At 63.6% G+C, this 23,439-nt stretch carries 21 protein-coding genes; 18 read left to right on the top strand and 3 right to left on the bottom strand.

Annotated elements, in window-relative coordinates:
• The first annotated feature begins 166 nt into the window (after nt 1-166).
• Complete coding sequence (locus tag J2Y41_RS10085; protein ID WP_309928308.1) at nt 167-2,908, top strand: VCBS repeat-containing protein; 2,742 nt, start codon at nt 167-169, stop codon at nt 2,906-2,908.
• Nucleotides 2,909-3,028: 120 nt separating this feature from the next.
• Here the strand turns inward: J2Y41_RS10085 and J2Y41_RS10080 are convergent, their stop codons facing one another.
• Nucleotides 3,029-4,351 (bottom strand): MFS transporter, encoded by a 1,323-nt coding sequence (locus J2Y41_RS10080; protein ID WP_309928307.1) that lies wholly within the window; start codon nt 4,349-4,351, stop codon nt 3,029-3,031.
• A 201-nt stretch (nt 4,352-4,552) separates the two neighbouring features.
• On the opposite strand from J2Y41_RS10080, the gene J2Y41_RS10075 reads away from it, so the two are divergent.
• The 12 genes from J2Y41_RS10075 (at nt 4,553) to J2Y41_RS10020 (ending at nt 16,100) form a co-directional block, all read left to right on the top strand.
• Nucleotides 4,553-5,323 carry an IclR family transcriptional regulator gene (locus tag J2Y41_RS10075; RefSeq protein WP_224165817.1) on the top strand — a complete coding sequence of 257 codons (771 nt, stop codon included), beginning with the start codon at nt 4,553-4,555 and terminating at the stop codon, nt 5,321-5,323.
• A gap of 203 nt (nt 5,324-5,526) precedes the next feature.
• Nucleotides 5,527-6,444, top strand: a complete 918-nt coding sequence (locus J2Y41_RS10070) for a shikimate dehydrogenase (protein WP_309928306.1) — start codon at nt 5,527-5,529, stop codon at nt 6,442-6,444.
• A complete protein-coding gene (locus tag J2Y41_RS10065; protein WP_309928304.1) occupies nt 6,444-8,315 on the top strand; it encodes a TIM barrel protein in 1,872 nt (623 codons plus the stop codon). The genes J2Y41_RS10070 and J2Y41_RS10065 overlap by 1 nt, the downstream gene beginning before the upstream one ends.
• Before the next feature lie 40 nt (nt 8,316-8,355).
• On the top strand, nt 8,356-9,240 hold the full coding sequence (gene pcaH, locus J2Y41_RS10060) for a protocatechuate 3,4-dioxygenase subunit beta (protein ID WP_309928303.1): 885 nt from the start codon (nt 8,356-8,358) through the stop codon (nt 9,238-9,240).
• Between the two features lie 4 nt (nt 9,241-9,244).
• Complete coding sequence (gene pcaG / locus J2Y41_RS10055; RefSeq protein WP_309928302.1) at nt 9,245-9,844, top strand: protocatechuate 3,4-dioxygenase subunit alpha; 600 nt, start codon at nt 9,245-9,247, stop codon at nt 9,842-9,844.
• The gene (locus J2Y41_RS10050; protein ID WP_309928301.1) at nt 9,841-11,253 is read left to right on the top strand and encodes an adenylosuccinate lyase family protein; all 1,413 of its coding nucleotides are present in this window, start codon (nt 9,841-9,843) and stop codon (nt 11,251-11,253) included. Before pcaG ends, J2Y41_RS10050 begins: the two co-directional genes overlap by 4 nt.
• Nucleotides 11,246-12,049 carry an alpha/beta fold hydrolase gene (locus tag J2Y41_RS10045; RefSeq protein ID WP_309928300.1) on the top strand — a complete coding sequence of 268 codons (804 nt, stop codon included), beginning with the start codon at nt 11,246-11,248 and terminating at the stop codon, nt 12,047-12,049. Before J2Y41_RS10050 ends, J2Y41_RS10045 begins: the two co-directional genes overlap by 8 nt.
• Entirely contained in the window at nt 12,046-12,495 is a 450-nt protein-coding gene (pcaC, locus tag J2Y41_RS10040) for a 4-carboxymuconolactone decarboxylase (RefSeq protein ID WP_224092914.1), read from the top strand. Before J2Y41_RS10045 ends, pcaC begins: the two co-directional genes overlap by 4 nt.
• A gap of 76 nt (nt 12,496-12,571) precedes the next feature.
• Nucleotides 12,572-13,786: a thiolase family protein gene (locus J2Y41_RS10035; RefSeq protein ID WP_309928299.1), complete on the top strand. Its 1,215-nt coding sequence runs from the start codon at nt 12,572-12,574 to the stop codon at nt 13,784-13,786.
• A 7-nt stretch (nt 13,787-13,793) separates the two neighbouring features.
• Nucleotides 13,794-14,480: a 3-oxoacid CoA-transferase subunit A gene (locus J2Y41_RS10030; protein WP_309928298.1), complete on the top strand. Its 687-nt coding sequence runs from the start codon at nt 13,794-13,796 to the stop codon at nt 14,478-14,480.
• A 2-nt stretch (nt 14,481-14,482) separates the two neighbouring features.
• Nucleotides 14,483-15,151, top strand: coding sequence for a 3-oxoacid CoA-transferase subunit B (locus J2Y41_RS10025; RefSeq protein ID WP_309928297.1), 669 nt, complete (start codon nt 14,483-14,485; stop codon nt 15,149-15,151).
• A gap of 145 nt (nt 15,152-15,296) precedes the next feature.
• A complete protein-coding gene (locus tag J2Y41_RS10020; protein ID WP_309928296.1) occupies nt 15,297-16,100 on the top strand; it encodes an IclR family transcriptional regulator C-terminal domain-containing protein in 804 nt (267 codons plus the stop codon).
• Between the two features lie 18 nt (nt 16,101-16,118).
• Here the strand turns inward: J2Y41_RS10020 and J2Y41_RS10015 are convergent, their stop codons facing one another.
• Nucleotides 16,119-16,463, bottom strand: a complete 345-nt coding sequence (locus tag J2Y41_RS10015) for a DUF1801 domain-containing protein (RefSeq protein ID WP_309928295.1) — start codon at nt 16,461-16,463, stop codon at nt 16,119-16,121.
• A 40-nt stretch (nt 16,464-16,503) separates the two neighbouring features.
• A complete protein-coding gene (locus J2Y41_RS10010) occupies nt 16,504-16,902 on the bottom strand; it encodes a RidA family protein (protein ID WP_309928294.1) in 399 nt (132 codons plus the stop codon).
• Nucleotides 16,903-17,036: 134 nt separating this feature from the next.
• On the opposite strand from J2Y41_RS10010, the gene J2Y41_RS10005 reads away from it, so the two are divergent.
• Genes J2Y41_RS10005 through J2Y41_RS09985 form a run of 5 tightly spaced genes read left to right on the top strand, consistent with a single transcriptional unit; the run spans nt 17,037 to nt 23,437 of the window.
• On the top strand, nt 17,037-17,894 hold the full coding sequence (locus J2Y41_RS10005) for a fumarylacetoacetate hydrolase family protein (protein ID WP_309928293.1): 858 nt from the start codon (nt 17,037-17,039) through the stop codon (nt 17,892-17,894).
• Nucleotides 17,895-17,939: 45 nt separating this feature from the next.
• Nucleotides 17,940-18,422: a cupin domain-containing protein gene (locus J2Y41_RS10000; RefSeq protein WP_224092924.1), complete on the top strand. Its 483-nt coding sequence runs from the start codon at nt 17,940-17,942 to the stop codon at nt 18,420-18,422.
• 5 nt (nt 18,423-18,427) lie between these two features.
• Nucleotides 18,428-19,294: an acyl-CoA thioesterase domain-containing protein gene (locus J2Y41_RS09995; protein ID WP_309928292.1), complete on the top strand. Its 867-nt coding sequence runs from the start codon at nt 18,428-18,430 to the stop codon at nt 19,292-19,294.
• Between the two features lie 58 nt (nt 19,295-19,352).
• Nucleotides 19,353-21,032, top strand: coding sequence for an AMP-binding protein (locus J2Y41_RS09990; protein ID WP_309928291.1), 1,680 nt, complete (start codon nt 19,353-19,355; stop codon nt 21,030-21,032).
• A gap of 14 nt (nt 21,033-21,046) precedes the next feature.
• Nucleotides 21,047-23,437, top strand: a complete 2,391-nt coding sequence (locus J2Y41_RS09985; RefSeq protein WP_309928290.1) for a bifunctional salicylyl-CoA 5-hydroxylase/oxidoreductase — start codon at nt 21,047-21,049, stop codon at nt 23,435-23,437.
• Nucleotides 23,438-23,439 lie beyond the last annotated feature (2 nt).

The following is a 23,439-nucleotide window of genomic DNA, read 5'->3' as shown; positions in this document are numbered from 1 at the left end:
CGGGATGCTTGCGTTTCGGGTTACGTCCGACGGCGATAGGTGCCACCGGCGGCAGGACTCGCCTTCGCTTTGTGGCTGCTTCCGCGGACCCGCGCGGGCGCGACGGTAACCTGAACACGGTTCTTGAGACTCACAGGAACCACAGACTCCGTCCCCGGGAGATTTGATGGGTTTTTTGCGACGTGCAATCGCGGTGTCCACAGGCTTGGTGGTTTTTGCCACCGGCCTGTTTTTCGTCCAGGCCCCTGCTTCGGCAGTGCCGGAACCCACACCGGATAATCCGAACGTACGGTTCTTTGAGGGGACACCGCATTCGGAGCACGTCTTTGAGACGCCACCCGGACAGGCGCCATCCAGCAGTGGCGAGATCACCGACGTCGAATCCCTTCTCGGCGAGGGGGCAGCAGCAACCGGCCCCAATGGCGATATCCGGGTTCGATTGGTCACGGCCAAACTTGCCGACAACACCAACCCGGTCTCCATGTCAGCGGCCGAGCAGACTGTTGGGGCCACCAGCAGCTACTGGAAAGCCATGACGGACAACAAGCTGTCCATGACAGTGGACAGCAAGGTCTCCGGGTTCCAATCCAAAGCCAAGTCGACCGACAGCTACAGCACCATCATGTCCACCATCACCAGTGAGTTGAAATGGACGGCAAGCCCCTACACGGCGCTGGTGATCTTTATTCCGACGTCCACGCTTTCCGGGAATGCCCTGGGCGTCGGCTACAGCAGCGGCAGCTACAGCGGGCGGGTGCTGATGCCGCAAATCAGCAAGTTCTCCAACAACGTAATGAGCCATGAATTCGGGCACGTGATCGGACTAATGCACGCCGATGCGTTGCAGTGCTATAGCGGCGCATCCGACGTCGGCGTGGACAGCACCGGGCGGTTCACGGACAGCTCCTGCTACATCCGTGAATACGGAGACACCACGGACCTCATGGGCGCGGCACAGTACGCCCAACCGGTGGTGAGCTCCAGCTTCTGGGACTACGCAGGGCTGGGCCGCGGCGACGAAATCCGCGATGTCGGTGTGGCCACCGGCGTCAAAAGCTACACGCTCAAGCCATGGGGTGGCACGGACGCGCAGCGCGCCATCAAGTTCACGGACCCGGTCAGCAAAGAGGTCTACTACCTGGAACTCAGGCAGCCGGTGGGGTACGACAGCTACCTTGGGGACGAGGGCAGGCCAGCCGGCAACAGGGGAGTCAAGATCGTCCAGCGCGGCGGCGCCACCATCGCGTCTTCGCTGATCCTCATGCCATCCACCATCCCGTTCCAGGAACAGTACTACGCCACGAAGCACGCGTGGCAAGCAGGCAGCACCTTCACCACATACACGGGCACCCAGGTCACCATCAACTCCGTCTCCACAACCTCGGCGACCGTAACCATCAACGCCGATCCCAAACTCAAGGCACGCATGCGCTTCTCTGCGGGCGACTTCGACGGCGACAAGCTGGCCGACGTCATCTCGCGCGAAGCCGACGGGTCCTTGCTCTTGTTCAGCGGCCTCCCTGGAAACCGGCTTGATGATTCCGTGCAGATCGGCTCGGGCTGGGGCATTTTCAACGCCGTGCTGGGGACCTCGGACTTCAACGGTGACGGCTTTGCGGACATCCTTGCCCGAACCAGCGACGGCGCATTGTGGCTTTATCCCGGCAACGGCAAGGGTGGATTCCTGTCCCGGAGCCAGATCGGATTTGGTTGGCAGGGCTTCACGCAGTTGGTCGCGGCGGGGGACTTTAACGCCGATGGCCGGAGCGACCTGATCGCCGCCGGTGCGGATGGGCGCCTCTGGTTGTATCCAGGCAATGGGACAGGTGGTTTCCTCGCCCAAACGCAGATCGGCCAGGGCTGGGATTCCTTCAACAGCCTGGCAGCGTCAGGTTCGTTCGGCGGCGGTGCCCCGGGTTTGTTGGCGCGGGCCAGCGACGGCACGCTCTACGTCTACCCCGGCGATGGTAAGGGCGGCTTCCTGCCGCGTGCCGCCGTCGGAACTGGCTGGAACGGGGTAGGTGACATCGTTGGCGGCCGGGACTTCACAGGTGACAAGCGTGTGGACGTCCTGACCGCTGCAGCGGGCGGGGGCATGACCCTCTATCCAGGTGACGGCATTGGCTTCGCGGATCGGCTTGCGATCGGGACCGGATGGAACCAGTTCCGTCAGGTTTGGGAAGCAGGCGATTTCGACGGCGATGCTGCCGCCGACATCCTGGCGCGCGGAACCGACGGCGCGTTGTGGCTTTACCCGGGCAACGGATCGGGCAGCTTCCTTCCGCGTGTTCAAGTCGGGTGGGGCTGGGGCCAGTTCACGTCCGTGCTGAGTGCGGGAGATTTCGACGGCGATTCGCACCCCGATCTTGTGGCCCGGGCCTCCGACGGGACACTGTGGCTTTACCCGACGGACGGCACGGGACAGTTCCTGGCACGTAAACAGATCGGGACCGGATGGCAAGGCTTCGAGCAGTTGCTGGCCCCGGGCGATTTCACGGGCGACGGAAAGCCGGACATCGTTGCCCAATCCGGCGACGGCGTGTTGTGGGTCTACCCCGGCAATGGCTCCGGAGGCTTCCTTGCCCGCAAGCAGATCGGCACCGGGTGGGACATGTTCAACCTGGTCCTGCAGGCCGGTGACTTCAACGGCGACGGCAGGGAAGACCTCCTTGGGCGAACCGGTGACGGCGGGCTTTGGCTCTACCCGGGCAACGGCTCTGGCGGCTTCCTTGCGCGCTCCAACCTCGGTTCAGGGTGGAACATGTTCTCCAGCATCGCTGCCCTCGGCAACGGATTTACGGGTACTGGGGACCCCTCCGTGGTGGGAGTTGCCGGGGACGGCACGTTGCTGATGTACTCCGGAACGGGTGCCGGGAAGTTCATGCCAGTGGTGCTGAATCCGCGGTAGGTCCTGCCGGCGTCGGCGACACCAGTTCGCTGGAAATGCGCGAAAATCGCCGGGAAACTTCCAGCGGAACTGGAGGTTTTCCGGCGATTTCAGCGCGGGCGCCCTTCCGCGAGGCGGGCCTTACTTGTGCAAGCCGAGTTCCGCCGTCGGGACCTTTGCTGACTCGCGGGCCGTCATGGCCGAGACCGCTGCGATCACGCAGATGACTGCCGTGAAGATGGAGATCTGGACCCAGCCACCAGGCTTGGTGCCGCCCAGGGCCGTGACGATGGTCGGAGCAAAGCCTGCCATGAGGAAGCCGAGCTGCGTGCCGATGGCCAGGCCGGAGAAGCGGACCTTGGTGCTGAACATTTCGCCGTAGAAGGACGGCCATACGGCGTTGGCGGCTGCGTAGCCGAAGGAGAAGAACACAACGGACACCAGGAACATCAGCGGGACGTTGCCGGATTCGAGGGTCAGCAGGAACACCGGGGTCATGATGGCGCTGGCTACGGCACCGTAGATGAAGACGGGCTTCCGGCCGATCTTGTCGGCGAGCATGCCGAAGAGCGGCTGGGTACCGAGGGCCACAATGTTGGCCACTACAACGAGCCACAAGGTGATGGTGCCGCTGACGTGTGCCACGTCCTGGGCGTACTTGATGGCCAGGGTTCCAAATACCGTGCTCACGGCGGCGATGAAGGCACAGCACACAACCCGGAGGACGTCGCGCCAGTGCAGCTTGAGGAGGTCGGCGATGGGCAGCTTGGCGATCTGGTTGTTCTTCTTGGCCTCTGCGAATGCCGGCGGCTCGTGCAGGGTGCGTCGGATGAAGTAGGCCACGATGACAACTACTGCACTGAGCCAGAACGGGATGCGCCAGCCGATGCCGTACTTGACCTCGTCCGGGAGCGCGAGAACTGGAATGAACACCAGGGCTGCAAGGATCTGGCCACCCTGGGTGCCGGTCAACGTCCACGAGGTGAAAAACGAGCGGCGGTTGTCCGGAGCGTGCTCCAGCGTCATTGAGGAGGCACCGGCCTGCTCGCCGGCAGCCGAAAGACCTTGGGCGAGGCGGGCGAGTACCAGCAGGACGGGAGCCCACCAGCCGATGGTCTTGAAGTCCGGGAGGCAACCGATCACGAAGGTGGCGGCGCCCATCAGGACCAGCGTGAACATGAGGACCTTCTGCCGGCCGATCCTGTCGCCGAAGTGGCCCAGGATGACGGCGCCTACAGGGCGGGCAACATAGGCGAAGCCGAAGGTTGCGAAGGACATGATGGCTGCGTTGGTGTCCGCGTCCGGGAAGAACACGTGCGGAAAGATCAACGCGGCGGCGGAGCCGAAGATGAAGAAGTCGTAGTACTCCACTGCGCTTCCAAGGAAGCTGGCGAGTGCCGCTTTCTTGGGGGTTCCTGCTGGCGTAACTGTGCCTGGCGTCGCTGACGGCATTGTGTGGCTCATGGTGTTCCTTCTGTGACGACGATGTCGCGGATCTAGCTTCTGCGGGAAGACCAGAGCGAGGTGCGGCCGGATCAATCCCAAAGTAACCACATGGTGAGAGCTACTTGTGCAATACAGCAATAGTGGCCGTGATTGGGGTCACTTGTCAAGACTTGTCCCCACTATCTAGAAATAGCTCTCATTATGTGAGAGCATCTAAGCATGAGTGTGAAAGAGGACACAAAGACCGACATGGTCGGCAAGGCCCTGGGCCTGTTGGTATTGCTGGGGAATGAGCCCAAGGGTGCGAGCGCCGCGGATCTGGCCAGGAGTGCGGGACTTCCGTTCAGCACGACGTACCGGCTGCTCGGTTCGCTGACGCGCGACGGATTTGTGGATTACGAGCCCGACGGACGTCGGTATCATCTGGGATTGCGGGTCTTCCAGCTGGGCCAGCGGGTTTCCAATCACCACGGCTTCGCGGCAACGGCCCTTCCTGTGCTCCAGCGCGTCACGGAGCGGACCGAAGAAGCAACCATCCTCTCGGTGCGCGACGGGAACCATCATCTAACCGTCAATAAGGTGGACGGCCCCAAGACCTTCCGCGTCACCAGCGATCCTGGCCATCTTGGTGCGCTGCACACGACGTCCGTGGGTAAGGCGATAGTCGCTTTTGAGAACGACGCCGAACGCGAACGACTGCTCGAAGAGTTGCCTCTGGAGCCTCTCACTGAGCGCTCCATTACCGATCGGGCTGCATTCCGGGCGGAGATCGAGCAAGTGCGCCGGCAGGGCTACGCGGTCATGGACGAAGAAAACGAGATCGGCATGCGCGCGGTCGCAGTACCGGTCCTCAATTCCCAAGGCCACGCCTTTGCGTCTCTCGCCACGGCCGTTCCGGTATTTCGTCTCACCATGGATGAGCTCATCGCCCACGTCCCTACTTTGCAGGAAGCCGCGGCTGAACTCGCGGCCCGCCTGCCCCAGCGTTAGCCCAACTGTGTCGCACTTAAGCGCGTTTTGAGGCCGCTAAACGCGCACAACTGCGACTCAGTTGGGTCAGCACATCGCGTTTGTTCGCAGTAAGAACAAGCGTGCGGAATATGAACACTTGTAGTAATCTGGAAGACACCCGGGCAGTTGGCGCCCCAGAAAGTGCCAAAAGCCAGGGGTGCTGAAGTCAAAGGAGCTTTAGGATGAGCAACCGAGCCGAGTCCGTTCTGGTGGGCCTGATTGGCGAAGGCGTCATGCCGTCGCTGACTCCGCCCATGCACGAACGCGAAGCCGATGTGCAGGGCCTTCGCTTGCTGTACCGCCCCATCGACCTGCTGGAGCTGGCTTTGCCGGCCACCGCCGTCGGGGATCTCCTCACCGCGGCCCAGCGCATGGGCTTCAACGGACTGAACATCACGCACCCGTGCAAGCAGCTGGTCCTTGAGCACCTTGACGAAATTTCCGACGACGCCCGTCGCCTGGGTGCCGTCAATACAGTCCTCATCCAGGACGGCCGGTTCATCGGCCACAACACCGACTTTTCAGGTTTCGGCTCGGCTCTCGCCGACGGACTCCCCGGTGCGAAGCTGGAGCGCGTGGTCCAGCTGGGTGCGGGCGGTGCGGGTTCCGCCGTCGCCTACGCCCTGCTCACCGCCGGGGTCGGCACGCTGGACCTGGTGGACATGGAGCCGGCGCGGGCCGCAGAGCGCGCCGCCGAACTTGGCGAACTCTTCCCGGCCGCCACGGTCACGCCGCGGAGCACGGACGAGCTCCCGCAGATCATGCCCCTCGCCGACGGTTTGGTTCACTGCACCCCGATCGGCATGGCCGCCCACCCCGGGCTGCCCCTGGACATCGACCTCCTGGAACCGCGGCACTGGGTTGCGGACATCGTCTACCGCCCCATCGAGACGCAGCTGGTCCGCGAAGCGCGCGCCAAGGGCTGCAAGGTTCTCGACGGCGGACGCATGGCGGTTGGTCAGGCTGCCGACGCCTTCCGGCTCTTCACGGGCCACGACGCCGATCGCAACCGAATGCGGGCCCACTTCCTTGAGCTGATCGCCGTCGAGGATGCGCTCGCCGCTACCGGAGCCCCGGCTCTGGCAAAGGCGGGTCACTGATGCGCACCGGAATCGCAACGGTCTGCCTGTCCGGCACGCTGAAAGAAAAGATGCAGGCCTGCGCCATCGCGGGCTTTGACGGCATCGAAATCTTCGAGCAGGATCTCGTCACTTCGCCCCTGAGTCCCGAGGAAGTGCGGAAAATGGCCGCGGATCTTGGCCTCGGCTTGGATCTGTACCAGCCCTTCCGCGATTTCGACGGCGTCACTCCGGACCTGCTGAAGGCCAACCTCAAGCGGGCCGAGGCCAAGTTCAACCTGATGGAACGCCTGGGCATGGACACCATCCTGGTCTGCTCCAACGTCGCTACTGCAACGATTGACGACGATGAACTCCGCGCCTCCCAGCTAGCGGAACTCGCGGAGCTGGCCGGGGATCATGGCGTCAAAGTTGCCTACGAAGCCCTGGCCTGGGGAAAGTACGTGAACGACTACGAGCACGCGTACCGTCTGGTCGAGATGGTGGACCACCCCAACCTCGGAACGTGCCTGGACTCGTTCCACATCCTTTCCCGCGACTGGGACACTGCGCCGATCGAGCAGATCAACGCGGACAAGATCTTCTTCGTCCAGGTTGCCGACGCCCCCAAGCTCTCCATGGACGTACTCTCTTGGAGCCGGCACTATCGGGTGTTCCCGGGCGAGGGGCAGTTCGAGCTCGCCAAGTTCATGGGCCATGTGGTCCGGGCCGGCTACACGGGCCCGGTTTCCCTTGAGGTCTTCAACGATGTTTTCCGTCAGTCCGACACCGAGCGCACCGCCGTCGACGCCATGCGCTCCCTGATCTGGTTGGAGGAGCAGAGCGCCAAGTGGCTGGCGAGCACCTCCGCGGACGGCGAGTCGGTCAACGGTGGCGCCTCCCGCCGTCGTTATCCCATGGAACTGGCAACGCTGCCCAAGGTGAACGAGCCCGCCGGCTTCAACTTCGCCGAGGTCAAAGCCGACGACACCGCGCAGCTCGAGAAGCTCCTTGGCCAGCTCGGCTTCGAATTCGAAGGGCGCCACCGCACCAAAGACGTCCAGCTCTGGACCATGGGTCAGGCCCGCGTAATCATCAACGAGCAAGCGGCTTCGCACTCGGAACCAGCTATCGCCGCTTTGGGGTTCGACGTCGACTCTCCAGTGATTGCCTCCGCTCGCGCCCAGCAACTCAAGGCGCCCGTGGTTGCCCGCAAGGTTCAGGCCGATGAGGAAGTCTTCCAAGGCATCTCCGCGCCGGACTCCACCGAAATCTTCCTCTGCCAGGGGAGCCCGGACGGGACTGCCGCATGGACTCACGAGTTTGGCGAGGGGCTGGAGCACTCCGCAGCGCCGCGGAACGCTGTGATTGACCACGTGAACCTCGCCCAGCCCTGGCAGCACTTCGACGAAGCCGTTCTCTTCTACACCAGCGCCCTGGCCCTGGAGCCGCAGCCCTTCGCCGAGGTCCCAAGCCCCAGCGGCCTGGTGCGCTCGCAGGTCATGGAGACCTCGGACGGCTCAGTCAGGCTGGTCCTGAATCTCGCACCGGCGCAGCAGGCCCAGACTGCACGCAAGACCTACCAGGAACACATCGCCTTCGCCGTGGGAGACCTCGTGGCAACGGCCCGTTCCGCACGCGATCGTGGCCTCGAATTCCTGGAGATTCCCGCCAACTACTACGAGGACCTGGACGCCCGTTTCGACCTCGAACCCGGCTTCCTGGCAACCCTAAAGGAGCTCAACCTCCTTTACGACCGGGACGCCAACGGAGAATTCCTCCACTTCTACACCGCCACGGTTGGCAGCGTGTTCTTCGAAATGGTGGAACGCCGCGGCAACTACGACGGCTACGGAGCGCCCAATGCACCGGTTCGCCACGCCGTCCAATACGACTCGCTACACCGGTCATAAACCCTGAAGCAACAATCCAACCCATCGAAAGGAGCCGGCTGTGCCGCAAGAACAGACTGCACAAGTCAACTCTGCACAAGCGCTCGAATCCGAGGAGCTCGTGCCTCCCGCTGAGGCACATGCAGCGCATGATTCCAGGAAAGTGGAAACCCAGGCGGATCTCAGCGCTGAGATGAAGGGCATCGGGGACCGCTATGCGGAGGCCCTGAAGAACGGAAAGGCGCCGGAGACCATGCCCCGGCTGGATTACGCGCCGTACCGCAGCAGCATCCTTCGGCACCCCACCAAGAGCCTGCACCACGCGGACCCGGAAACCATCGAGCTCTATTCGCCCGCGTTCGGCCACCAGGATGTGCACGCGCTGGAATCGGACCTGACCATCCAGCACAACGGCGAGCCGCAGGGTGAGCGCATCATCGTCGCTGGCCGCGTCCTGGACGGCGACGGCGGCCCGGTCGCCGGTCAGCTCGTGGAGATCTGGCAGGCCAACGCAGCCGGCCGCTACATCCACAAGCGTGATCAGCACCCCGCCCCGCTGGACCCCAACTTCACCGGCGTAGGCCGTTGCATCACTGGCGATGACGGCTCGTACAGCTTCACTACGATCAAACCCGGCGCGTACCCGTGGAAGAACCACCTGAACGCCTGGCGCCCGGCCCACATCCACTTCTCCATGTTCGGCTCGGAGTTCACGCAACGCATCGTCACCCAGATGTACTTCCCGGGCGATCAGCTTTTCCCGCTGGATCCCATCTACCAGTCGATCGTGGACCAGGATGCCCGCGACCGCCTCGTGGCACAGTACGACCATGAGCTCACCAGTCCCGAATGGGCCCTCGGCTACAAGTGGGACATCATCCTGACCGGCTCCAAGCGGACGTGGACGGAAAACGAAGCATTCGGCGACGCCGGGGACGAGGAGTAGGCATATGAGCAAGCTGACACCCACACCGGGCCAGACGGTGGGACCCTTCTACGGTTACGCCCTTCCCTTTAACAAGGACAACGAACTCTTGGCTCCGGGCAGCCCCGGAAGCATCCGCTTGCAGGGAACCGTCTACGACGGCGCCGGCAACACCATCCCGGACGCCATCCTTGAGATCTGGCAGCCGGACTCCGACGGCAACATCGTCCAGCGCACGGGCTCCCTGGTCCGCGACGGCTACACGTTCACTGGATGGGGCCGCGGCTCGGTCGGTAACTCCGGCGTCTATACCTTCACCACGGTCAACCCCGGCCCCACGAAGCGGGGCGCTGCGGCGTTCATCTCCGTAGCCGTGTTCGCACGCGGCCTCATGAACCGCCTCTTCACCCGCGTATACCTGCCGGAAAACGTGGAAGCACTGGCCAGCGACCCGCTGCTGAGCTCCCTGGACCCGGAACGCCGCAAGACGCTCATCGCCCGCCGCGACCCCGACGGTGGGCTCACCTGGGACATCCGGCTCCAGGGCGGCGACGAGACCGTGTTCCTGGACTTCCAGCAGGACGGTTCACTCGAGACCAGCGTCAACGCGGACTCACAGCCATGACCGACGGCGACTTCGGCCTCCTTAGCCCAGTGTCGGCGTCGCCCGCTGTCGCGGCGCTGACGGGCGACCGTGCCGTGATCGCGGCAATCCTCGACGTCGAGGCCTCCTGGGCTGCCGTCCTTGAGGAAGCGGGGCTCGTCCCTGCAGGTTCCGCCGCAGTTGTGGCCGAAGCCGCTGATCCCGGTTCTTACGACGTCGCTTCGGTGGCGGAACGCGCCCAGGGCGGGGGCAACCCTGTGATTCCCTTGCTTGGTGACCTGCGCTCCAAGGTGAAATCCATGGATTCGAGCGCGGCAACCGCCGTGCACACCTCCCTCACCAGCCAGGACGTCCTGGACTCCGCCCTCATGCTGCTCGCCAGCCGCGCCGTTTCTGCATTGCTCGTTGACGTTAAGCGCACGACGACGGCGCTCGCCACCTTGGCGGAACAGCATGCGGAAACGCTGTGCGTCGGGAGGAGCCTGACGCAGCACGCGCTTCCGTACACGTTTGGGCTCAGGGCTGCGCAGTGGTTCCAAGGGGTTGCTGCGGCGGCTGCCCGGCTGGAGTCGCTTCAGTTGCCTGTTCAGTTCGGCGGTGCCGGAGGAACGCTGGCTTCGGGGACCAAGCTGACTGCTTCCTCGCAGACCACGCCTTTTGAATTGGCGGATTCTTTGGCCTCGAAGCTTGGCCTCGCAACGGCTCCAGCTCCCTGGCACACCAACCGCCTCGCCGTCACGGCCCTGGGCGACTCGCTCACGGCCCTCATCGATTCCTTCGGCAAGATCGCCGCGGACCTGCTGTTCCTGAGCAGGCCTGAAGTGGGCGAACTCGGCGAACCGCTCGCCGCGGGTCGAGGGGTCTCCTCGGCCATGCCGCAGAAGCAGAACCCCGTACTGTCCGTACTCGTCCGCAGTGCGGCCCTGCAGGCACCCGGTCTCGCATCGCAGCTCCACCTCGCCGCGGCAACCTTCAACGATGAGCGCCCGGACGGTGCCTGGCACAGCGAATGGCCGGCCCTGCGTCAGCTGCTCGCATTGGCCTTGGGGGCCGCGGGTCACGTCAGCGAACTCACCGAAGGCCTCCGCGTTTTCCCCGAGGCCATGCGCCGCAACCTGGAAATCTCGGGACCGTTGCTGCTCAGCGAAGGTGTGGTGGCCGCCGTCGCGCCTCTTCTGGGTGCGGATGGAAAGCAGAAGCTGCAGGCCGTCGTCGACGAAACGCTGAAGGCTCCTGCCGCCGAGCAGTCCCGTATCTACACCAAGCTGCTGCGCGAAACCGTCCCCGCGGACAAGCTCTCCGACGCCGAACTCGAAGCGTTGCTGGACCCCGCGAGCTACCTCGGTGAAGCTGCCGAAATAAGCCGTCGGATTCTCGCCGCCTACCCGGACTTCACTGGATCTTCATCGAAAGGAGCCACCCGTGGCTAAGCCAACCGTCAAGGCCGTGCTGCTATCCCCGCAGGGCGAACTGGGAGCCAAGCCGCTCCTCGTGGTCGGTCCATCGCTGGGCACCTCCACCGTGCTCTGGACCGAAACGGCAGCGCTGCTTGGTGATGAGTACGACGTCATCGGCTGGGACCTCCCCGGCCATGGCATCTCGCCAGCTGCCACGGAAGGTTTCGATGTCGCGGAACTGGCGGACGCCGTCGTCGATCTTGTTGACCTTGTGAGCCCGGGCGCAAGGTTCCACTACGCGGGCGTCTCGCTGGGCGGGGCCACCGGCCTGCAGCTCGGCATCAAGCATGGCGACCGCCTCCGCAGCCTGTCCGTCCAGTGCACCGGCGCTAAACTCGGCACACCCGAGGGCTGGCTGGAGCGCGCTGAAACCGTGCGCCGACTGGGGACGCCTGTGATGATCCAGGGCTCCGCCGAGCGTTGGTTCGCTGCCGGGTTCATGGACCGCCAGCCGGAAATCAGCAGCCGCCTCCTGCACTCACTCCGCGATGCCGACCGCTTCAGCTACTCGTTCTGCTGCGAAGCCCTCGCCGGGTTCGACGTCCGCGAGCAACTCGGCAGCATCACCGTCCCCACCCAGGCGATTGCCGGCGTCGAGGATTCGGTTGCGCCGCCGTCGTTCGCTGAAGCTGTTGTCGCCGGTATCACCGCTGGTGGCGGATTTGCTGTTGTTGAAACGCTCGACGGCGTCGGTCACCTCGCGCCAGCGGAGGCGCCTGCAGTTGTGGCCGGGCTGATGCGGACCTTCATGAAGGAGAACGGACGATGAGCTCTTCAACTGAGCAAAACGGTGCCGAGCGGAACGGTGCCGTGCAGCCGCAAGCGACTGCGCAGGACATTTACGACGCCGGCATGGTGGTCCGCCGCGAAGTGCTGGGAAATGAGCACGTAGACCGTGCGAACGCCAACAAGGATTCCTTTACCGAGGACTACCAGGACATGATCACCAGGATCGCCTGGGGCGGCATCTGGACGCGGCCCGGTCTTAGCCGACAAATGCGCTCCGCCGTCACCCTCACGGCATTGGTGGCCCATGGTCACTGGGAGGAGCTCGCGATGCACGTCCGGGCGGCCCTCAACAACGGTCTGAGCAGGGACGAGATCAAGGAAATCCTGCTGCAGACCGCAATCTATTGCAGTGTGCCCTCGGCCAACTCGGCCTTCAAGACGGCGCAGAAAGTATTCGCCGAGATCGACGCCAACGAACCCAACTAGGTCGCACTTGTGCGCGTTTAGACCCCCCAAAACGCGCACTATTGCGACCTAGTTGGGCAAGCAGAAAGAGAAACCCATGAACCAGGCTTTTGTGTACGACGCCGTACGCACACCCTTTGGCAAGTTCGGCTCAGGACTTGCTGCTGTGCGTCCCGATGACCTCGCAGCCCATGTGGTCCGCGAGTCTGTCCGCCGGGCTCCAGGGCTGGATGTTGAACGGATTGATGAGGTCGTCTTCGGCAACGCCAACGGCGCCGGCGAAGAAAACCGCAACGTGGCCCGCATGGCTACCCTGCTGGCTGGGCTTCCGGTGTCCATCCCCGGGACCACGGTCAACCGTCTCTGTGGTTCGTCGTTGGACGCGGCAATCATTGCGTCCCGCCAGATTAATGCCGGCGATGCTGAGCTCATGCTCGTGGGTGGGGCAGAGTCCATGAGCCGTGCGCCGTGGGTGCTGCCGAAGACTTCCAAGCCGTACCCGGCCGGTGATATGACGTTGGCATCCACCACGCTCGGCTGGCGTCTGGTGAACCCGGCCATGAACAAGGACTGGACCATCTCCCTGGGCGAGGCCACCGAACGGCTGCGCGAGAAGTACGGGATCACGCGTGAGCGTCAGGACCAGTTCGCTGCGGACTCGCACAACCTGGCCGATGCCGCCTGGAGTTCTGGATTCTACGACAACCTTGTGTCGCAGGTGCCGGGAACGGACCTGGTGCGGGATGAAGGCATCCGGGCTGGTTCTTCGGCCGAGAAGCTTGCCGGTTTGAAGACGGTATTCCGGCCTGAGTCTTCAGGGCCCGACGGCGGCACGGTCACCGCCGGTAACGCCTCGCCGCTGTCCGATGGTGCTTCGGCTGCGTGGATTGGTTCTGAGGCTGCTTCGTCGATCCTTGGCATGGATCCCTTGGCTCGCATCGCGGGCAGGGGTGCCCATGGCAACGATCCCCAGTTCTTCGGGTTCGCGCCGGTGGAGGCCGCTAACAAGGCCCTCGCAAAGGCGGGCATCGGCTGGGACCAGGTTGGCGCCGTCGAACTTAACGAAGCGTTCGCCGCGCAGTCGCTGGCATGCGTTGACGCGTGGGGGATTGACCCGTCCATCGTGAACCGCCACGGCGGCGCGATCGCGATGGGCCACCCGCTTGGGGCCTCCGGCACCCGCATTCTGGGCACGCTGGCTCGGTCCCTGCAGGCCTCCGGACAGCGTTGGGGTGTTGCGGCGATCTGCATCGGTGTTGGGCAGGGCCTGGCTGTGGTGCTGGAAAACGTTTCTGCGGGCGTATCGGAATAGGTGGATCATGCTGAAATTTATTGACACTGTTGGTGAAGCTGTCGCCGGCATCAAGGACGGTTCCACGGTGATGATCGGCGGCTTCGGCAACGCCGGCCAGCCGTTCGAACTGATCGACGCCCTGATGGACTGCGGCGCGAAGGACCTCACCGTGGTGAACAACAATGCCGGCCAGGGTGACCAAGGCCTGGCGTTGCTGATCAAGGAAGGCCGGGTCCGTAAAATGATCTGCTCCTTCCCGCGGCAGTCCGATTCGTGGCACTTCGATGCCAAGTTCCATGCCGGCGAGATTGAGCTGGAATTGGTCCCGCAGGGGAACCTGGCTGAGCGCATCCGTGCCGCGGGCGCTGGGATTGGCGGGTTCTTCACACCCACCGGCTACGGCACCACGCTGGCCGAAGGCAAGGAAACGCGCCTGCTGGATGGAAAGTGGCAGGTGTTCGAAACGCCGATTCATGCCGACGTCGCACTGATCAAGGCACTCAAGGCGGACGGCAAGGGCAACCTCGTGTACCGCAAGACTGCCCGCAACTTCGGCCCCATCATGGCTGCCGCTGCCAAGCACACCATTGTGCAGGTCTCGGAGATCGTGCCGACCGGGTCTTTGGATCCGGAGAACGTGGTGACGCCGGGTATTTACGTCAACAGCGTGGTCCGCGTCGATTCTGCCGATTCAAACAAAAAGGTGGCCTGATCATGCGCACCCAAACAAGTATCCAGACGTCCGAGAAGCCGCTGGGACGCGACGAACTCGCCCAGCTGGTGGCACGTGACATCGCACCGGGTTCGTTCGTGAACCTTGGCATCGGCCAGCCGACGCTCGTGTCCAACTACCTCACCGAGGAACAGAACATCACGCTCCACACGGAGAACGGGATGCTCGGCATGGGTCCGGTCGCCGTTGGGGATGACGTCGATGGTGACTTGATCAACGCAGGCAAGATCCCCGTCACGGAGCTGCCCGGAGCCTCGTACTTCCATCACGCCGACTCGTTCGCGATCATGCGCGGCGGTCACTTGGACATCTGTGTCCTCGGCGCTTTCCAGGTATCCGCCACCGGCGACCTCGCCAACTGGCACACGGGCGCCCCGGACGCGATCCCCGCCGTGGGCGGGGCGATGGATCTGGCCACGGGCGCCAAGGACGTCTTCGTCATGATGACTTTGTTGACGCGCGAGGGCGTGTCCAAGCTCGTGGAACAGTGCACCTACCCGTTGACCGGCGTGGGCTGCGTGACCCGCGTGTACACCGACAAGGCCGTCTTCCTCACGGGGCCCGATGGTGTGACAGTCCGCGAGACGTTCGGGTGCACCTTCGAGGAGATCCAGGAATTGGTCCCGCTGCCCCTGAAGCCCGGCGCCTAAGACTCCCCCGGGTTGTGAGGCCCGCTCTGCTTGGTATTGCCCTGGCAGGGCCCACATCGCCCGGGTTCCCTGGCCGAGCTTGCGAGGTTAGGGAGGCGGTGGGGATGCAGAGCAGGCCCCACAACGCCCCCTAGGATTGGTAACCATGAGCGAATCGGTAGTAACCCCGCAGGCCAGCGACCAGTACGTTCAGTCGTTGGCCCGGGGTCTGTCCGTGATCCGGGCGTTCGATGCGAACAATCCGGTCATGACCCTCAGCGAAGTCGCAGCCCGGACCGACCTCACCAGGGCAACCGCGCGGCGCTTCCTGCACACCCTTGTGGAGCTCGGGTATGTCCGCACCGACGGCAAAACCTTCGCACTCACGGCCAAGGTGCTGCAGCTCGGGTATTCGTACCTTTCGGCATTGTCACTGCCGCAGTTGGCGCAGCCGCACTTGGAGGAACTGTCGCTGAAGCTGGGGGAGTCCACCTCCGCGGCCGTGCTGGACGGCCAGGACATCTTTTACGTGGCTCGCGTAGCCACAAAGCGCATCATGAACGTCGGCATCACCGTGGGCACCCGTTTCCCGGCCTACGCCACTTCCATGGGCCGTGTGCTGCTCGCCGGTCTCCCACAGGCCAAGCTCGAGGCATACCTGGCCAGGGTCGAACTCAAGCCCATCACACCGCGAACCGTGGCCAATGCGACAGACTTGAGGGCCGCCGTCGAGCATGTCCGTGCGCAAGGCTGGTGCCTGTTGGACCAGGAACTGGAAATCGGCCTGATGTCCATCGCGGCGCCGGTGTGGAACCACAACAATGGCGATAACGTTGCGGCAATCAACGTGTCCCTCCAGGCCCAGGCTGTCGCGGCGGAGCCGGACCCGGACAAGTATCTTGAGTCGGTGCGGCAGGAAGTCGTCGCAACGGCCAACGCGATCTCACAGGACGTGTCCGCCAAACACTGATTCGCCGGACGGGCGCCTCTACTTCCTGATCGCAGCCAGCCGCGTCTCAAGAATCCGCCGAACCATGGAGTCGGGAACAGGGTTGTCCGCAGAGAACCGCAATGTCCCCGGCGACCACGAGTAGCCTCCCAACTCCTCCGACATCTCCGGCAGGATCTGGCCGCTAAAAGGGTACAGGGCCAGATGGTTCTTGGTTTCGAGCACGCTCACGAAGCCCTTGCCGTCCACAAGCAAGGCAGGCATGCCGTAGCTGGTGCCTTCCTCGGCGTCGGGCGCGAGTTCCCGGGCGATGTCAACGATCCGCTCCAGCATCCGCCGGTTGTCTTCGCTGACGCTGGCCAAGTATTCGGTGACGGTTCCCATGGTGACATCCTCCGTCACCGCAAGTGCAAGAGCCAGAGATTTAGCCCTCAGGAATAACTGCGATGCCCTGGATTTCGATCATGGCCTCTTTCTGCCACAGCCGGGTGACGCCGATGCCGGCCATCGCCGGGTACTGTGTGCCAGCCATTTCACGCCAGATCCGTCCGATCTCGCGGCCGTTCGCCATGTAGTCGTCCACGTCCGTCAGGTAGATCGTCACGTTGACCAGGTCCTCCGGCTGTCCGCCAGCCTCGCGCAGCGTGGTGAGGACGTTGGAGAACGCCTGCGTGAACTGCTCCACGATGCCGCCGGGGACGATGTTCATGTTCTTGTCCAAAGCCGTCTGTCCACCCAGGAACACCGTGTTGCCGGCAAGCATGCCGTGCGCAAAACCGGATGGCTTGGGGAGCGACTCAGGGTTGATCGTCTTGTGGCTCATGCTGTTCCTCCTCGTTGTGGCAATTGCAAAAACTTTTGAAATGCCTCTGTGCAGATCATTTCCGCCGTGCTACGTTGAGCATATGTGACGATCGTAAAAAAGTCGACACATTGAATCCCGAAGGAGCAGAACCCATGAAACTTGCCACCTTGCGCACCTCCGGCGGAAGTACGACGGCGGCACTCGCCACGGGCGTCGACACGTACCTTGCGTTGCCGGCCACCGACGTCGGCGCGCTCCTGGCCCAGCCGGAATGGCGGTTGATCGCCGAGAAGGCAGCGGAAGCAGGGCGGCCCGTCATCGCAGCAACTGAAGCCGACTTTGCCCCGCTCCTGCCCCGCGCCGGAAAAGTCATCTGTTGCGGACTGAACTACGGGGACCACATCCAGGAAATGGGCCGCGATCTTCCTGAGTACCCCACCCTTTTCGCCAAGTACGCGGACACCCTGGTGGGCGCTACCGACGCCGTAGAAGTCCACGGCAGCGGACGCGTCGACTGGGAAGCCGAACTCGCCGTCGTCGTGGGTTCTGAACTGTTCCGTGCTGACGAAGATCAGGCCCGGAAGGCCATTGCCGGTTACACGGTTGCCAACGACGTCTCCATGCGTGACTGGCAGAACCGCACGCTGCAGTGGTTCCAGGGCAAGGCCTTCGACGCAACCACACCGGTGGGCCCGGTGATGCTGACTGCGGACGAGGCCAGCGAAAGCTTCGAAGTCCGCGGCTACGTCAATGGTGAACTCGTACAGCGCGGCAACACGAGCACCCTGGTGTTCGGCCCCGCACAACTCCTGTCCTACATTTCCCAGTTCACGGTCCTGCGCCCCGGCGACCTCGTACTCACGGGCACGCCAGGGGGAGTAGGCATGGGAATGACCCCGCCGCGTTTCCTGAACGACGGCGACGTCCTCGCAACCGAAATCGACGGCATCGGCCGCTTGGAAAACCAGTTCCGGATCCACGCGCCGGCGCCAGTCCCCGCCAACGCCTAAAACCCACGGCCAACGCCTAAGACCCACCGCCAAAAGGAGAACCCCATGAGCCAGACCACCACCGAATACCGCCTTGAAGGCGACAACTCCATCTATGCCGGCGCTAACGGCAAGGTCGTCCCCGTAGTGACCCGCGCGGGTGAAGAAGACACCAACACCGCCCAGTCCGGGGATTGCATCCGCGTCTCCGGTGTAAGCATCCAACACACTCCGGCAACCAAGATCTGGTTCGGCCAGGTTTCCAACACCCCCGGGTACCGCTCCCTGCCCCACCACCACGGCGAAGCCGAAACCGGCGGCTACGTACTTCGTGGCCACGGCCGCATCTACTTCGGCGAGAACTACTCAGAGTTCATCGACATGAAGGCCGGCGATTGGGTGTTCGTTCCGCCGTTCATGCCGCACGTCGAAGCAAACATGTCCGTCACCGAAGAACTCGTGTGGCTGACCGCCCGCACCCCGGAGAACCTCGTGGTCAACCTCGAAGACGTCCCGGACGAAACCCTCGCCGACTACCGCCGGGCATAACCACCATGATCACTGGAACCTTGACCTCGGAGACCTTCCTCAGGGCTGTGGACCTCACCCCAACAGAGGCCCAGGTTTTCGACGAAGCCTATGAAGCGACCACCCAATACGTGCCGTGGCCCAAAGCCTACGGCGGGGACATGGTGGCCCAGGCCGCAGCGGCCATGATGCTTTCCGTGGACGCCGACAGGCAGCTCCACTCGATGCACAGCTACTTCATGCGGCCTGTGGACATCGGTGCCCATGTTCGTTATGAAGTGGAGCGTTTGCGCGACGGTCGCGGCTACTCCACCCGTAATGTCCGCGGTTTCCAGAATGGCAAGCCTGTATATGCCGCGATGGGTTCGTTCCAGGTTCCCGAAGATGGTCCGGACTTCCAGCCGGAGGCTCCTGCCGCCGTCGAGCCTGAATCGCTGCGCTCCGCAGCCGAAGCACTGGACGGGACAGAAGGCCCAGCCGCAGACTATTGGTCTACAGGCCGTAGTTTCGACATGCGGCATATTCCGGGACCGGTATACATCGAGCTTGAGGGTGGATCCATGCCGCAGCAGGCGATTTGGGTCAAGGCTTTCGATAGCCTCCCTGACGACGCCAACCTGCACCGTACTGCCCTTGCCTACGTTTGCGACTACACGATCCTGGAGCCGCTACTCCGGATCAACGGACTTAACTGGTCCAGTCCCGGGCTCACCACCGCCAGCCTTGACCACTCCATGTGGTTCCACCGCGATGGCCGCGCCGACGACTGGGTCCTCTATGCACAAGAGGCCATATCAGGCCAAAGCAACAGGGGCCTGGCGATGGGCCGCTTCTTCGATCGGCAAGGAAGGCTCCTCGCCACAGTCGCCCAAGAAGGCATGATCCGCGCCTGAACAGTCTTACCCCAACACCATCCCCAGCTTCACTGATGCACCACTGAAAGGAACGGCCATGAGCATGACGCCATCGGCCCACGTGGACACGTTCACCCGCGACCACCTGCCGCCCGCCGACACTTGGCCGGCGCTCGAATTTACCCTTCCCGAACTCCACTACCCGGAGCGGCTGAACGCAGCCGCCGTACTGATCGACAACGCCGTCGAGACGTACGGCCCGGACCGGCCAGCGCTCCGTACCCCGGATGGCACGGTTTGGACCTACGGCGAATTGCAAAAGCACTCCAACCAGGTTGCCCAGGTCCTTAGCGAAGACCTCGGGGTGGAGCCCGGAAACCGTGTGCTGCTCCGCGGTCCGAATAATCCGTGGCTGGTTGCTGCCTGGCTGGGCGTGCTTAAGGCGGGCGCCGTGGTGGTCACCACGATGCCCATGCTGCGTTCCAACGAAGTAGCCACGTTGATCCAGATCACCAAGCCCGTGGTCGCGATTTCCGATCACCGCTTCGTGGATGAGCTCGCGACGGCGGCGGGCGAGGACGTCACCGTCCTCAGCTACGGAGGACCCGACGACGGCGACCTCACCGTCCGTTGCGAAGGAAAGAGCGGGGAGTTCACGGCTGTGGACACGGCTGCGGACGACGTAGCCCTGCTGGGGCCGACGTCCGGGACGACGGGTGTGCCCAAGGTGACCATGCATTTCCATCGGGACGTCCTGGCGAATGCGGACACTTTTGCCCGCCACATCCTGCAGCCCACCGCTGATGATGTCTTCGCCGGTTCCCCGCCGCTTGCTTTCACGTTCGGGCTTGGCGGATTGGTGATCTTCCCGCTGCGGTTTGGCGCGTCGTCGCTTTTGACGGAGAAAGCCGGGCCTGTGGAACTGGCCGAGCATGCTTCGGCTGCAGGGGCCACCATCCTTTTCACGGCTCCTACTGCCTACCGGGCGATCCTGAAGGAAAAGCGCGGAGACTTGCTCCGTGGCCTCCGCGTTGCCGTTTCGGCGGGCGAACACTTGTCCAAGGAGACCTGGCAAGCGGTCCGTGACGCGACCGGCCTGAAGCTGGTCAATGGAATCGGCGCCACAGAGTTGCTTCACGTGTTCATTTCCGCTGCCGGGGACGATATTCGTCCAGGTACTACAGGCAAGGCCGTGCCGGGGTTCCGTGCCACCATTCTTGATCAGGACGGCGAGGAGCTCGGCCCTGGCCAGTCCGGCCGTCTGGCCGTGATTGGGCCGACGGGTTGCCGCTACCTGGACGACGCACGCCAAGCGAATTACGTCGTGAATGGCTGGAATGTCACGGGCGACACTTTCTCGATGGATGAGGACGGGTACTTCACGTATCAGGCCCGCTCCGACAACATGATCGTTTCCTCCGGTTACAACATCGGCGCGCCCGAGGTGGAAACGGCCATCGACCAGCACCCGGACGTGGTGGAGAACGCGGTGATCGGCCGCCCTGATCCTGAGCGCGGGAGCATTGTCTGCGCGTTTATCGTTCTGCGCGAGGGCGTCATTGGCGACGCCGCGAAGCGTAAGGAAATCCAGGACTTCGTGAAGCAGACCATCGCCCCGTACAAGTACCCGCGCGATGTCCGCTTCGTCACCGAGCTGCCGAGGAATCCCAGCGGCAAACTCCAGCATTTCAAGCTCCGCGATGGCCTCCTCAACGAGAGCGCCACAGGCGAAGCACAAACCCAACAACTTACCCCCGCCGGCCAAAGCCAGGCTTGAGAAGGAGCATAAGCATGAAGATCGCAATTGTTGGAGGCGGCCCGGGTGGGTTGTACTTCGCAGCACTGATGAAGCAGCTGGATGCGTCGCATGAGATCACCTTGTGGGAGCGGAATGCTGCCAGTGACACGTTTGGTTTCGGTGTGGTGTTTTCCGATGAAACCCTCGGCGGGATCGGCAACGCGGACCCGGTGGTCGCGGAGTACATGAGCCGCCGTTTTGCGCGGTGGTCCGATATTGACATCCATTTCCGGGGCGAGGTGGTCACGGTGGGCGGACAGGGCTTCGCAGCAATGAGCCGGAAGGAATTGCTGGAGTTGCTGCAGCGCCGCTGCATCGAACTGGGCGTCGATGTCCGGTTCTCCACGCTGGCCCCGGCCATCGAGGACCTGGAGGCGAACTATGACCTTGTGCTGGCAGCTGATGGTGTGAATTCCCAGATTCGTGCCCGGTATGCGGACGCGTTCGGCCCGGACTTGGACCCGCGGACCAACAAGTTCATGTGGCTGGGTACGGACCAGGTGTTCGAGGCGTTCAAGTTCTTCGTCAAGGAAACCGAGTTCGGTGTCATGCAGATCCATGGCTACCCGTACTCCGATGAGGGTTCGACGTTCATCGTGGAAATGCACCAGGACGTCTGGAAGGCAGCGGGGTTCGACGAGACCGCCAACGAGGTCTTCCCTCCCGGGGTTTCGGATGAGAAGGCGATTGCGAAGATCCGCGAGATTTTCGCTGAGGAGCTGGACGGCTACGAGGTCCTGTCGAACAACTCCAAGTGGATCAACTTCACCACCGTGCGGAACCAGAGCTGGCGCAAGGGCAACGTGGTCCTGCTCGGCGACGCCGCGCATACCGCCCACTTCTCGATCGGCTCGGGCACGAAACTGGCCATGGAAGATTCCCTCGCCCTGGCCGCGTGCCTGCATGAACACCCGGATGTGGATTCCGCCCTGGCCGCGTACGAGGCCGAGCGCCGTCCCGTGGTCGCCTCAACGCAGCGCGCTGCGCAGGCTTCGCTGGAGTGGTTCGAACGGATCGGCCAGTACAAGGACCAGGACCCCACCCGGTTCGCGTTCAACCTGCTTACCCGCAGCCGCCGCATCACCCAGGAAAACCTGCGCCTGCGCGACCCCGAATTCGCCGACGCCGTGGACCGCAACTTCGCTGAATCCCAGGGCCTGTCCCAGGTAGCGCCGGCGATGTTCCAGCCCTTCCGCATCGGAGAACTGGAACTGAAGAACCGCATCGTCGTTTCGCCCATGGACATGTACTCCGCCACCGACGGGATCCCGGGGGACTTCCACAAAGTCCACCTCGGCTCCAAAGCCCTCGGCGGTGCGGGCCTGGTCATGACCGAAATGGTCTGCGTGTCCGAAACCGGGCGTATCACCCCCGGCTGCAGCGGCCTCTACACCGATGAGCAACGCGACAGCTGGAAGGAAATCGTGGACTTCGTCCACACCCGTTCCACCGCCAAGATCGGCGCGCAGCTGGGCCACTCCGGCCGGAAGGGCTCCACCAAACTCATGTGGGAAGGCATCGACCAGCCCCTCGAGACCGGCAACTGGCAGGCCGTTGGTCCGTCCGCCGTGCCCTACGGCCCGGAAAACCAGACCCCGGCGGAACTGGACCGCGCAGGCATGGACGCCATCCGGGATGAGTTCGTCGCCGCCACGATCCGCGCTGGTGAGGCAGGCTTTGACCTCCTGGAAATCCACGCCGCGCACGGCTACCTGCTCTCTTCCTTCCTCTCCCCGGTCTCGAACAAGCGCACCGACGAGTACGGTGGCAGCCTTCAGAACCGGCTGCGGTTCCCATTGGAAGTATTCGACGCCGTCCGCGCGGCCTGGCCCGCCCACAAGCCGGTCACGGTGCGGATCTCCGCGACGGACTGGATCGAAGGCGGCAACACCTCCGACGATTCGGTCGAGATCGCCAAGGCCTTTGTGGAGCACGGCGCTGCCGGGCTGGACGTTTCCACCGGCCAGGTAGCCAAGGAAGAGAAGCCCGCGTTCGGGCGCAGCTACCAGACCCCGTTCGCGGACCGCATCCGCCAGGAAGTCGCCGCCCCTGCCGGGGTGGCCGTGATCGCCGTCGGAGCGATTTCCAGCTACGACGACGTGAACTCCATCCTCCTGGCAGGACGAGCGGACCTCATCGCCTTGGGCCGAACCCACCTCTATGACCCCCAATGGACCCTGCACGCCGCCGCTGAACAGGAATACCATGGCCCCGGCGCCGCATGGATCCCGCAATTCCGCGCCGGCCGCCGCAAGCCCCCCAGCACCCGGACCGATGCCGTCCGCCCCCGGTTGTCCCTCCTCCGCGAACCCGACACTGAAGAAACAACCAACCACCTCCGCTGGACACCCGCGTCCGCCACTGCGTCTGCGCTGGTGAAGTAGCC

Source organism: Arthrobacter sp. 1088, from assembly GCF_031455315.1.
Lineage (GTDB): Bacteria > Actinomycetota > Actinomycetes > Actinomycetales > Micrococcaceae > Arthrobacter.
The sequence above is the reverse complement of the archived record's forward strand: the minus strand, read 5'-3'. Positions and strand labels throughout refer to the sequence as shown.